Annotated in this window: 13 protein-coding genes; 8 read left to right on the top strand and 5 right to left on the bottom strand. The window is 67.1% G+C overall.

Annotated elements, in window-relative coordinates:
- Positions 1-73 precede the first annotated feature (73 nt).
- Positions 74-1,237: a hypothetical protein gene (locus tag HWX69_RS06375; RefSeq protein WP_178916247.1), complete on the top strand. Its 1,164-nt coding sequence runs from the start codon at positions 74-76 to the stop codon at positions 1,235-1,237.
- Positions 1,238-1,331: 94 nt separating this feature from the next.
- Positions 1,332-1,637 carry a hypothetical protein gene (locus tag HWX69_RS06370; protein WP_178916246.1) on the top strand — a complete coding sequence of 102 codons (306 nt, stop codon included), beginning with the start codon at positions 1,332-1,334 and terminating at the stop codon, positions 1,635-1,637.
- Here the strand turns inward: HWX69_RS06370 and HWX69_RS06365 are convergent.
- From HWX69_RS06365 to HWX69_RS06355, 3 genes are read right to left on the bottom strand one after another with little or no spacing between them, the layout of a single operon-like run.
- Positions 1,634-2,308, bottom strand: a complete 675-nt coding sequence (locus tag HWX69_RS06365) for a type I 3-dehydroquinate dehydratase (RefSeq protein WP_178916245.1) — start codon at positions 2,306-2,308, stop codon at positions 1,634-1,636. The genes HWX69_RS06370 and HWX69_RS06365 overlap by 4 nt on opposite strands.
- 22 nt (positions 2,309-2,330) lie before the next feature.
- Entirely contained in the window at positions 2,331-3,362 is a 1,032-nt protein-coding gene (locus HWX69_RS06360) for a DNA methyltransferase (protein WP_178916244.1), read from the bottom strand.
- A 44-nt stretch (positions 3,363-3,406) separates the two neighbouring features.
- Positions 3,407-3,784: a hypothetical protein gene (locus HWX69_RS06355; RefSeq protein WP_178916243.1), complete on the bottom strand. Its 378-nt coding sequence runs from the start codon at positions 3,782-3,784 to the stop codon at positions 3,407-3,409.
- 109 nt (positions 3,785-3,893) lie between these two features.
- On the opposite strand from HWX69_RS06355, the gene HWX69_RS06350 reads away from it, so the two are divergent.
- From HWX69_RS06350 to HWX69_RS06335, 4 genes are all read left to right on the top strand, one after another.
- Positions 3,894-5,702: a flippase-like domain-containing protein gene (locus HWX69_RS06350; protein ID WP_178916242.1), complete on the top strand. Its 1,809-nt coding sequence runs from the start codon at positions 3,894-3,896 to the stop codon at positions 5,700-5,702.
- A 173-nt stretch (positions 5,703-5,875) separates the two neighbouring features.
- Positions 5,876-6,841, top strand: a complete 966-nt coding sequence (locus HWX69_RS06345; RefSeq protein ID WP_178916241.1) for a transcription initiation factor IIB — start codon at positions 5,876-5,878, stop codon at positions 6,839-6,841.
- A gap of 146 nt (positions 6,842-6,987) precedes the next feature.
- Positions 6,988-7,764, top strand: a complete 777-nt coding sequence (locus tag HWX69_RS06340; RefSeq protein ID WP_178916240.1) for a DUF7388 family protein — start codon at positions 6,988-6,990, stop codon at positions 7,762-7,764.
- Entirely contained in the window at positions 7,764-8,885 is a 1,122-nt protein-coding gene (locus tag HWX69_RS06335; protein WP_178916239.1) for an NAD(P)/FAD-dependent oxidoreductase, read from the top strand. Before HWX69_RS06340 ends, HWX69_RS06335 begins: the two co-directional genes overlap by 1 nt.
- Here the strand turns inward: HWX69_RS06335 and HWX69_RS06330 are convergent.
- Together HWX69_RS06330 and HWX69_RS06325 are read right to left on the bottom strand one after the other, a co-directional pair.
- Positions 8,882-9,319: an Hsp20/alpha crystallin family protein gene (locus HWX69_RS06330; RefSeq protein ID WP_178916238.1), complete on the bottom strand. Its 438-nt coding sequence runs from the start codon at positions 9,317-9,319 to the stop codon at positions 8,882-8,884. The genes HWX69_RS06335 and HWX69_RS06330 overlap by 4 nt on opposite strands.
- Entirely contained in the window at positions 9,316-9,474 is a 159-nt protein-coding gene (locus HWX69_RS06325; protein WP_178916237.1) for a DUF7559 family protein, read from the bottom strand. The genes HWX69_RS06330 and HWX69_RS06325 overlap by 4 nt, the downstream gene beginning before the upstream one ends.
- A gap of 68 nt (positions 9,475-9,542) precedes the next feature.
- Here HWX69_RS06325 and HWX69_RS06320 point away from each other — a divergent pair, with 68 nt between their 5' ends.
- The gene (locus HWX69_RS06320) at positions 9,543-10,346 is read left to right on the top strand and encodes a DUF429 domain-containing protein (RefSeq protein WP_178916236.1); all 804 of its coding nucleotides are present in this window, start codon (positions 9,543-9,545) and stop codon (positions 10,344-10,346) included.
- A gap of 56 nt (positions 10,347-10,402) precedes the next feature.
- Positions 10,403-12,130: a radical SAM protein gene (locus tag HWX69_RS06315; RefSeq protein ID WP_178916235.1), complete on the top strand. Its 1,728-nt coding sequence runs from the start codon at positions 10,403-10,405 to the stop codon at positions 12,128-12,130.
- The last annotated feature ends 5 nt before the right edge of the window (positions 12,131-12,135 follow it).

Here is a 12,135-nt window from a genome sequence, read left to right as displayed (position 1 = left end):
GTCGGCGCACGTAAGCTCGTATTACCGGTGTATACCTCTGCATAACGAACTACGCGTACGTCGTCCAAGGGTTATGGGACCGGCTCTGAAGGTGTGTCTCGTGGTGAGTCTTTTGCTGGTCGGACTGCTCGCAGGGGCCGCCTTGGACGCCGGTGAGGGCGCTTCGACGGTTCTCGCTGACGATCACGGCGATGAGGAGGATGACGGGGAGGAAGACGAGGAGGAAGATGAGGATGAGGACGACGAGGAGGATTATGAGGATGACGGGGACGAAAACGAGGAGGAGGATGAGGAAGAGGATGATGACGACGGAGACGACGGGGATGACGAGGACGACGAGGACGAAAACGAGGAGGAGGATGAGGAAGAGGATGATGACGACGGGGACGACGGGGATGACGAGGATGACGGAGACGACGGGGATGACGAGGACGACGGGGACGAAAACGAGGAGGAGGATGAAGACGATAAGGACGACGAAGAAGAGGAGACGCTGACACCGCCAGTGACAGTAATCCCGATCGACACTCCTCCTCGGTTGACGCCCACGCCAACTGCGACAGCCACCCGAACGCCGACGCCTATCCCAACGGCCACCCGGACGCCCACACCAACTGCAACAACCACTCCGACAGTCACCCGAACGCCAACGGTGACACCAACGGCCACCCGAATGCCCACGCCAACTGCGACAGCCACCCGAACGCCGTCACAGACCGCAACGCAGCCACCGCTTACACCCCGAACGACGGCGGACCCGCCATCCGAAACGACGTCAACACCGAGGTCGACACCCATACTGACGCCGACACCGAGTAGCGTCCCGTTGGCGGAGACAGAGCCCACAGTTCTGGACGCGTCGCTTCCGGCAAACTGGGTTCGAGTGGGCTATTCGACCACGGTGCGAGTGAGAGTCACCAACCCCGGAGCGCGCTCCCGGGTGACTCTCCGGGTGACACACGCCGATAGCAACGTCTCGACGCACGCCGTAATGGTCGGGGCCGAGAAGACGGTCGACCTGAAATTGGACGTCTCCTTCGAGGAACCGAACGACGGCGTCGTTGCAGTAAACGGCGTCCCGGCGGGTGAACTGACAGTCGAAGGCGGCGACGGCGAGGTGGAGACGACGACGCCCACCGGACCGGCCGAGCAGGCGGGATTCGGCGCTCTCGTGGCTTTACTCGCTCTCCTCGCGGTGACGCTGTGGGTATGGCGGGTTCGCGACGGGACCGAGTGACCCACCACGGGAAGTCCGTGCTGATTTCATCGGATCGAGTTCCTTGCCCCAGACAGGGAGACCGTTTTTATGATTCACCGTCGGAGTGGGCGCTATGGGCGACGATAGCGACGTGTTATTCCCTCTTTTCGTCGCGGAACTGCTCACGCTCACCGGCGCTTTCTCCGTGGTTGCGGCCAGTTTGCTCGGTCGAACGACCCTTCTCGCGTCGTTCTCTCGAACCGCTCGACTCCTCGCGCTCGGCTTTCTGACCGTCGAGTTGCTCGTTCCGGCGTGGCTGTACTACGACATCCGAAAGCGGGGCGGCGACCGGGTGTGGCTCCACGCCTCGGTGATGCCGGTCGTCAATCTGCTCGCCGTCGCGGCCTACGTCTCCGAGCGGAAGACTCTGGAGGACTAGACGAGCGAATCGATGAGCGACCGCAGCGTTTCGAGGTCGTACTGTCCCGGTGCAGTCGCCTTCGCGGGGTCGACCGGTGCGTAGCCGATTTTCGACCCGTAGACGGGCGCGACCGCGCGGGTGTGGCTGCCGGCTTCGCCCATCGCCATCGTGGCGACGCGCTGGCCGCGTTCGGTCAGCTCGTGGGTCGCAGACAGCACGGCGAGGGCGTCCGACCGGTCCTCGGCTGTGACCGCGAGTTTCGCCACGTCGCCGTAAGTTCCGGCGCGGGTGAGAAGCGACTGGAGTCGCCCCTTCGAGGGCGTTTTTTCGAAGTCGTGGGTCGAGACGACGACCGAGATGTCTTCGGCATCGGCGCGGTCCAGCAGATCGCCGCCGTCGCCGTCCTCCAGCGTCGCGAGTTCGATGTCGACGGCTTCGACCGACGGGTGGGCGAGGGCATCCGCGAGGGCGTCGAGGCGGCCATCGTCGCTTGCCTCTCCGCCCTCCCAGTCGGCGCGGTTGGTGACCAAAAGCGGGAGGTCGCCGTCGTAGTCGGCCAACTGCTCGCCCGGCGCGTCGGCGAGGTCCATCCGGAACTCCACGCAGTCGGCGTAGGCGCGGGCGTCGGGTTCCTCGGAAAGGTCCCCGGTCGCCGCCGCGAGCGTGAACGAGTCGAAATCGAGAGGCATGTTCGGAGCGTCGAGCGGCACGCTAAAAGGGTTCGTGGGTCGCCCGGAACCGCGTCGGCGCCTCGCCCGTCCGCTCGACGGCGGCGACCGTCGACAACTCGATGTGGCGTTCGTTCTTCGTCACGACGTAGGTGTCGTAGTGTTCGGCCTCGTAGTTCGCGGTATCGGGATTGTCGGCGACGAACTCGCGGTGGGCTTCGAGTCGTTCGGCGGCGAGGTCCCGGGAGAGGTCGGGGGCGGTCTCGGCGCGGGGTTCGAACGTCGCCGCGAGGTCGGCGTCGCGTTCGATTGCCACCGACGACCGGCCGGAAACGAGCGCCGCGAGCGAGGTGGTCCCAGTGCCGGCGAAGGGGTCCAACACGGTATCACCCCGAATCGAGTACATCCTGACGAGCCGAAGCGGGAGTTCGAGTGGGAACGCCCCGGAGCGCTCGCGGGCGTCGTCGTCGGCCTCGCGGGTTTGTCTCGTGCCGCGGATTTCCCAACAGTCGGAGAACCACTCGTTTCGCTCCTCCCAAAAGAACGCCGAGGCGTAGCGGTCGGTGTCCTTCGGTGGGAACTCGCGGGTGTCGCCCTTCCGGAACAGCAGGACGTGTTCGTGTTCCAGCGTCGCGTAGGCGTTGGTCGGCAGCGTTCCCGACCCCATGAACTTGTTCGTGCTGTTGGTCGGCTTCCGCCAGACGATGCCCGGCAACTGCTGGAGGCCCGCCGCCGACAACCCCTCGATAATCCGGCCGTGGTTCGGGAACAGCCGAAACCGCCCGTCCATCCGGCGGGTGGCGTCACCGACGTTGACCGCGGCGATGCCGCCGTCGACGAGGGCGTCGGCGATACCCTGCCACACCTCGTCCAAGAGGGCGTGCATCGCCTCGAATGCTGCCTCGCCGTCGGCGGCGTCCAGCGCCTCCGCGACGGCGTCGTCCTGGGCCGCGAAGGCGTCGTCCCACATCTCCACCATCGGGTACGGCGGCGACGTGACGACCAAATCGACGCTCTCGGAGTCGAGGTCGAGTTCGCGGGCGTCGCCGACGCGCACCTCGTGGGTCGTCTGCACGTGGGGGAGAAACGGGGGACGGGTAACGTGCTTTGCGGTCCGATTCAGGCCCGCCCGAGGAACGTCGCCTGTGCGGTCGTCCCCTGTGTGCCGTAGTCGGTCACGCGGACGCTGATGGTGTCGCCCTCGGCGAGTGCGTCCGAACCCGAGGGGTCCGGCACGTCGCGGACGAACGTCTGGAGGCCGTTTATCGTGCCGCGGACCTCCGCCGGCGTCCGGTCGTACTGGGTCTCCTTGACGACGAGTTCGTAGGTTTCGCCCTTCTCGGCGGCCTCCTCCGGCGGGCGCTGTTGGGCTTGCTCGTGGGCCCGGTCACGCTCCCGCTGGCCCTTCGAGGGACCGCCGAGAACCGAGCGACCGACGAGCAACACGACCACGACCACGACGACTGCGGCGGCACCGAGTACGTACGTCTCGACCATTGCCGGCAGTTCTCGGTCGATTGACAAAGCGGTTGTGACCGAGAGTGACGGAGGGGGCCCCGAGGAGGAGACAGAAGGTTGATACGCGGCGCTACCGCAGGATTCCCCGATGACAAATCGGGAGGTGAGCGTCGTGTTGCCCGCCTACAACGAGGCGGACAGCCTCGAACACACCGTCGAGGTGACGCTGTCGACGCTCGCGGAGTTCCTCCCCGCCGGCAGTTTCGAGGTCATCGTCGCCGAGGACGGCTGTGAGGACGCCACACCCGAAATCGCCGACCGGATGGCCGCCGAGGACGACCGGGTTCGACACTTCCACAGCGACAAGCGCCTCGGCCGCGGCGGCGCGCTGGAACGTGCCTTCCGTGAAAGCGACGGCGACGTGTTGGTGTACTTCGACACCGACCTCGCCACCGACATGCGGCACCTCGAAGAGCTAGTGGAGTCGGTCCGCTCCGGCGACTACGACGTGGCGACCGGGTCGCGCCGCCTCCCGGGCGACAAACAGGACCGCCAACCCGAACGCGGCGTCGCCTCGACGGGGTACAACGGCCTCGTCCGACTGTTCCTCCGGTCGCCGCTGTACGACCACCAGTGTGGATTCAAGGCGTTCGACCGCGAGACGCTGCTGGCACTGCTCGACGATGTCGAGGACGACCACTGGTTCTGGGACACCGAGGTGCTCGTCCGCGCCCAGCGGTCCGGCTATCGAATCAAGGAGTTCCCAGTCGATTGGGAGCCGAAGGGCGACACCAAAGTCGACCTCGTGCGGGACGTCTTCGGGATGGGCAGTCAAATCCTGCGACTGTGGTGGCAACTCGGCGTCAAACCACGCATCGACCGCCGGGTGACGATGGCCGCCGGCACCGCCCTCATCGTCGTCGCACTCGCGTTGATGACCGTCTATCTCGACCCGACCGAAGTGTTGGCAGCTCTGCGGTCCGCCGACCCGCGACTCTTGGGTATTGCCACCGTCGTCTACCTGCTGTCGTGGCCGCTTCGGGGGCTCCGGTACCGGGACATTCTCAACGAGTTGGGGTACCGGGAACGCGTCGGCTTTCTCACCGGCGCCGTCTTCATCAGTCAGACCGGTAACCTCGTCTTCCCGGCGCGGGCCGGCGACGCCCTCCGGGCCTACATCGTGAAGGCGCGACGCGGCATCCCCTACCCCTCCGGGTTCGCCTCGCTGGCTATCGAACGGGTGTTCGATTTGCTCACGATTACGGTGCTCGCGGGGGCGACGTTCCTCGGACTCGCGGCCGCCGGCGTCGACGTGACCGCTATCGGTGCGACGCAGGCCCCCGGCGAGGGCGAAAGCAGCGGCCGGACGGCGGTCTACGTGGCTGCCGGTGTCGGCGCCGCCGCCATCGCCGCCGTCGCTGTCATCGTCGCGACGGCCCGCTCGGACCGGAACCTCGTCCGGGCGACGCTGGGGCGAGTCAGCAGCGACTCCTACGTCGACTACGTCGCGAGCGTCGTCGAGCGGTTCACCGGCGACATCCAGACCGTCGCACAGGACCGCCGAGCCTTCGCCGTCATCGGCGCCTCCAGCCTGCTCATCTGGGCCATCGACGTGGTGACGGCGCTGGTCGTCTTCGCCGCCTTCGGCGTCGATCTCGCGCTGTGGGAACTCGTCGCCGTCGGCTTCTTCGCCGTCAGCGTCGGCAACCTCGCGAAGGTGCTGCCGCTGTCACCCGGCGGCATCGGCCTCTACGAGGGCGCGTTCTCGCTCATCGTGTTGGCGCTGACGCCCGTCGGCTGGGGCGTCGCGCTGGCGGCGGCCATCGCCGACCACGCCATCAAGAACCTCGTCACCGTCGCCGGCGGCGTCGCCTCGACGCTCGTGTTCAACGTCTCGCTGACGACGGCCGTCGAAGAGGCCCGAGACGCCGAAAGCGAGGGGTCGGTCCGGGAGTGAGCGCATATAAGGCCGTCAGGCGTTGTGCGGGACGCCCGCGAAAACGTCGTCGTTGCGGTCCGTCGCTCGTAATTACCAGAACTTTTAAAACATTTTCGCACCACTGTAGGTGTAGCGACTGCTGACCGGGTTTTTCGGGGTGTATCCCTACCTGGTAGCACCCGCCTCGTAGCATGAGCGAGCACACACGAACACGAACGACCGAGAACGAGACGGAACGGGAAGCCGAACGAGACGAACGAGCGGGCTGTCCCGAATGCGGCGGGAAGCTCGGCGCGGATACGGAACACGGCGAGACGGTCTGTCGCGATTGCGGCCTCGTCGTCGAGGAAGACGAAATCGACCGCGGACCGGAGTGGCGCGCCTTCGACAGCGCCGAGAAGGACGAGAAATCACGCGTCGGCGCCCCGACGACCAACATGATGCACGACAAGGGGCTGTCGACGAACATCGACTGGCGCGACCAGGACGCCTATGGTAACTCGCTGGGCGCCCGCCAGCGTCAGAAGATGCAGCGGCTCCGCAAGTGGAACGAGCGGTTCCGCACGCGGGACTCCAAGGAGCGCAACCTCAAGCAGGCACTCGGCGAAATCGACCGTATGGCGAGCGCACTGGGACTGCCGGACAACGTCCGAGAGACCGCCTCCGTCATCTACCGGCGGGCGCTCGACGAGAACCTCCTGCCCGGCCGCTCCATCGAGGGCGTCTCGACGGCGTCGGTGTACGCCGCCGCCCGACAGGCCGGCGTCCCCCGTAGCCTCGACGAAGTCGCCGGCGTCTCCCGCGTCGAGAAGAGCGAAATCGCCCGCACCTACCGCTACGTCGTCCGCGAGTTGGGCCTGGAAATCCAGCCGGCCGACCCCGAGAGCTACGTCCCGCGGTTCGCAAGCGACCTCGACCTCTCCGACGAGGCCGAAAACCGCGCCCGCGAATTGCTCCGGAACGCCAAAGAGCAGGGCGTCCACTCCGGGAAATCGCCAGTCGGACTCGCGGCGGCAGCCGTCTACGCCGCCTCGCTTCTGACCAACGAGAAGACGACACAGGCAGCGGTCAGCGAGGTGGCCGACATCTCGGAAGTCACCATCCGCAACCGCTATCACGAACTGCTCGAAGCAGAACAGGACCTCGCGGTCGTCTGAGGCGGTCACTTCTCCGCGTTCGTTCGGTCGGTAGCTTCCGGTCTGGCCGCGATGCCGGCGAGGTTCGTCCGTAGCGATACGCCTATCCGTTCGAGTACCGAGAATCAGCCACAACCACGGCGGCCGAGCGGTCGCCCACACCACCCATGTTGACCGGAACAACGCTGGCTCGCGCCGGCATCGACGCCGTCGCGCTGAAACCCGCCGAACACGACCTCGACGCGGCGCTGGACCTCGACGTCGACACCGTCGTCGTCGACTACGAGGGTCGCGAACACCTGCCGGACGCCGAGACGCTGTCGGCGCTGGCCGATGCCTACGACTGCTACGTGACGACGCCGGTTCGGGCCGACGGCTTCGACCCCCTCGGTGACGACGGCCTCCTCGCTGGAGTGCCAGAAGCGGCCACCCGCGTCCTCGTCGCCGGCAACGGCGCGTACCTGACCGACGAGGAATCCAACCGCGCCATCGCCCCGCGACTGAGTGCCGCCCGCGAGGACGCTCCCGAGGCGTGGGTCGGAACGGAGGGCATCGAACGCGTCGCCCTCGCCGCCGGTGGCACGCAATTCGAGTTACTCTCCCGCGGCACCGACCGCGAACTGCAGGCGCTTCGTACCGCCGGCTTCGACGGCGAAGTCGCGCTGTACGCCCCGACCGTGTTGAGCGACGACGACGACGCGATTCTCGATGCCGTCGGCGGCTACGTCGCTCGCCGTGGCCCCGTCCGGAGGGCGCTACCCGATGGCGCCGCCACCGACGCCGACGCGGCGGGACGGGCCCGCGAAATCCTACTGGACGCCGCGAGTGACTTCGCGCTCGTCGGCGACACGGACACCGTCGCCGAACGAGCCGAGGAGCTCGAAGACGCCGGTGTCGACCGCGTCGTCGCCTACCCGGCTCGCGGCCTCGCGGCGTTCCGCTGATGGCCGCCGGAGGCCAACCACCCGTCGAAGCGCCACCGAGCGTCGCCGTCGTCGGCTGTGGCGTCGTCGGCGCGACCGTCGCCGTCGAGCTGGCCCGACGGGACGCCGACGTGACGATTTTCGAAGCCGGCGACGTGGCCGGCGAATCCAGCGGCCGAGCGGCCGGCATCTGTTACGACGCCTTCGCCGACGCCGTCGACGCCAAAATTGCCGAGCGCGCCCTCGACCGCTTTCGAGAACGCGGCGCGCTCACCGACCATCCCTACGTCTGGCTGGCGCGGTCCGGCGACGACCGCAGCGCCGAGGCGATGGCCGAACACGTCCCCCGCATGCGACAGCAGGGCCGTGACGTGTCGGTTCTCGACGCCGCCGCCTTCGAATCGCGGTGGCCGACGCTGGAAACCGACGACGTAGCGCGGGCTGCCATCGCCCGTAACGCCGGCTACGCCGACCCGGGAGCGTACACCCGCGCAACTGCCCAACTCGCCGTCGGGGAGGGCGCCGACCTCCGGACGGAAACGCCGGTCGAACTCGACGGAGCGGGTCGCGTCGACGGCGAGGACTACGACGCCGTCGTCGTCGCGGCGGGCGCTCACACCGCCCGACTGCTCGGCGAGGCCGGCCACCCCATTCCCGTGAAAGCCTATCGCGTGCAGGCACTCCTGACCGAACAGACACCGCTTGCCGACGATGTTCCGATGCTGTACGACGCCACCGGCGGCTACTACCTCCGCCCCCGCGACGGCCGGTTGTTCGTCGGTGACGGGACGATTCCGGAGGAACACGACCCGACCGACTGGGAAGAAACCGCCGACGGCTGGTTCCGCGAGAACTGTGGGGAGTATCTGGACACCGCCGTCGGCGAGTCAGTTCCGGAGTCGCGGTCGTGGGCGGGCCTCTGTACCGCCACGCCCGACGGCGACCCACTGGTGGGTGAGCGCGCCTCAGGCCTCTACGTCGCTTCGGGCTTCCAGGGCCACGGCTTCATGCGCGCGCCGGCCATCGGCGAGGCGCTCGCAAGCGAGGTGCTGGGGGAGGAAGGAATCGACGCGTTCGACCCGACGCGGTTCGAGGGCGACGAGTCGTTCGAAATCGTCGAAGGGATGACGCTCGAAGATTAGGCGTCGGCGGTCGCGTCGATGTCCTCCGAGTCGGTCTCGTCGGCGTCCGGTTCGGAGTCGTCGACTGTTTTCGGGATTCGGACCTCGAGCGTCCCGTTCTGGGTCACCGTCGCCTCGGCGTCGCCGGCCTCGACGGACACATCCTCGGGCAGTTCTGCGGACCCTTTCAGGCCGAGTCCGCGCCCCGGGAAGCGCATCTCGTAGCCGTCGTGGAACTCCCGGAACCGGTCGAGGCGAACCGTGACGGTGTTGTTCTCGAAACTCACGTCGACATCGTCGGCGGTCGCGCTGGGCGCATCGAAGACGACGAGCACGGCGTCGTCGCTCTCCAGTACGTCCGCCGCCAGCGGTTTTCGCTCCTGAACGCGGCTCGACGCCCGGCCGATGCCGTCGAGGACGGCCCGGCCCAGCGACTCCCCCACCTCCCGAATCATACGTGAATTTCCTCCAGCCCGTCGCTTTCGCCGCAGTACGGACAAGAAAACGCCTCGACACCGGTTCCGTCCGGCATCGAGTACTGGTAGTGAAGTTCGAACATATCCAAATCACAGTCGTTGCGCGTACAGACGACTTCGAGCGTCTTGGGCATACAGCGGTGTAGGGGCGAGACGCTAATCAATGCCCCGGCGTTTTGAGCCGTCGGCACCTAACCGACGTATGGAGATTCGCGGCGTCGACTTCAGCGGGGCGTCCGAGCCGGGCGACGACATCTGGATTACGGAAGGGTCGTGGGACGGCGACCGATTGACGGTTCGGCGGTGTCGTTCCGCCACCGAGGTCTTCGGTGCGACGGGGAGAACTACCGTGCTGAATCGGCTCCGGGAGTATCTCGCGAGCGAGCCCGGAACCTCCGGGCTCGATGTCTCGTTCGGACTGCCCGACACGTTGCTCCCCGACTGTGAGACGTGGCGCGAAACCCTCGAATGGTTCGAAGCGGCGTTCGCGGCGGCCAGCGCCGACGAGATGCGCGAAGAACTGAAGCGCCGAGCGAGAGCCAGCGACGCCGACGGCGTGGAGTTGAAACGACGGACCGACGACGCCGTCGGCGCGAACTCACCGTACAGTTTCATCACCTACTACCAGACGCTGTACGGCATCCGCGAGGTCGTGGCGCCGCTCGTGGCCGACGGACGGGTCGCCGTTCCGCCGATGCAGCCCGCCGACGAGCGAAACCTCATCGAAATCTATCCGGCCGGGACGCTCCGCCGTCTAGACACCGTCGACGAGACGTACAAAGACGGTGCTGCCGACGCTCGCCGCCGCCGCAAGACGATACTGAACGCTCTCGTCGAGTCGACGCCACTCGAGTTGGCCGACGGGATACGAGAGCGTGCCGTCAGCGAGACCGGCGGTGACGCCCTCGATAGCATCGTCGCCGCGGTCGCGACCGCCCGCGCAGTCCGGCGGGACTTCGACCCGGACGGCGATTTCGACGAGCGAGAGGGCTGTATCTTCGTCTGACCGCCGACCCAAAGCCATCCGCATCCGTTTTACCGCTCGACCGCCACGTTCGGGGTATGAAAGAGCCGGCGACGCTGGACGTGACCATCGTGGACGGCTACGTCGACGAGCCGGCACACTTCGGCGTGCCGCCCTACATCTCGACGTATCCGCGCTTCGCAGCCGGTGCCGCCGTCGACGCCGGCGTGCCGTCGGAGCAGGTGACGTATCACACCATCGACGAGCTCCGAGACGAGCGCGCGAAGTGGCGGGACGTGGCCGAGGCGGACCTCTTCGTCTACGTCGGCGGCATGACCGTCCCCGGGAAGTACGTCGGCGGCACGCCCGCCGAACCCGACGAGGTGAAGGAACTCGCCTGGACTGCCGAGGGGACGAGCGTGATGGGCGGGCCGGTCCGGTTCGGCGTCGGCGAGGCAAACGAAGGGGCGACCGAGACCGAACGGCAGAACCTCGATTACGACTTCCTCGCGGGCGCCGACATCGAGGCCGCGGTGTACGACCTCGTCCACGGCGGCCTAGAGGGCTTCGAGGACCGCTACCGTGACAACGCCGAGTTGGACCGCTGGGCCGCGAAGGGCGCGTTCGTCATCGAACAGCATCCCGACCATCCCGACTACCTCATCTGTGAGATGGAGACCTCCAGGGGGTGTCCCTACCGGTGTTCGTTCTGTACCGAGCCGATGTACGGTGACCCCGCCTTCCGGACGCCCGACTCGGTCGTCGCAGAGGTCGATGCCCTTGCGAACCACGGGGCACGCCACTTCCGCCTCGGCCGACAGGCCGACATCCTCGCCTACGGCGGTGACGGCGAGGCGCCGAACCCCGACGCCCTCCGCGAACTCTACGGCGGCATCCGCAACGCCGTGCCGGACCTCGGGACGCTGCACCTCGACAACATGAACCCCGTGACAATCACGGAGTACCCCGAGAAGTCCCGGGAGGGCATCCGCATCATCGCCGAACACAACACACCCGGCGACACGGCCGCCTTCGGCCTCGAATCGGCCGACCCGCTCGTACAGGAGGAGAACAACCTGTTGGTCACCGCCGAGGAGTGTCTGGAGGCGGTTCGAGTCGTCAACGAGGAGGGCGGCTGGCGCCCCGGCGAAGAGCCGGGAAGCGGCCCCTCCGTCAACCCCACCGCCGACCGCCTGCCGAAACTGCTTCCGGGTATCAACCTCGTCCACGGCCTGATGGGCGAACGCCGGGAGACCTTCGAGCACAACAAGCAGTTCCTGCAAGACGTTTACGACGAGGGGCTGATGCTGCGGCGGATCAACATCCGGCAGGTGATGGCCTTCGAGGGGACCGAGATGGCCGAAACCGGCGCCGACATCGCCCACGACCACAAGAAACTGTTCAAGCAGTACAAACGCGAGGTCCGCGAGGAAATCGACAATCCGATGCTCCAGCGGGTCGCGCCGCCGGGAACCGTCCTCCCGAACGTCTACCTGGAGTACCACCAAGACGGCAAGACGTTCGGCCGCCAACTCGGCACCTACGCGCTGTTGGTCGGGATTCCGGGCGAGCGAGAACTCGGCCGCACCGTCGACGTGGCGGTCACCGACCACGGCTTCCGGTCCGTGTCGGGCGTCCCCTATCCACTGGACGTCAACAGCGCCTCGATGGACGAACTGCGGATGTTGCCGGGCGTCGGGAAACAGCGCGCCGGTAACATCGTCGTCGACCGCCCGTACGACTCCGTCGCGGAGTTCGACGACGGCGGCGGCGGCATCGACCTCGAGAAGTTCTGTGACGCCGACTCGACGGGCCGGGCCGACTGACCCCG

This window comes from Natronomonas gomsonensis (genome assembly GCF_013391635.1).
GTDB classification, from domain to species: Archaea; Halobacteriota; Halobacteria; order Halobacteriales; family Haloarculaceae; genus Natronomonas; species Natronomonas gomsonensis_A.
The sequence above is the reverse complement of the archived record's forward strand: the minus strand, read 5'-3'. Positions and strand labels throughout refer to the sequence as shown.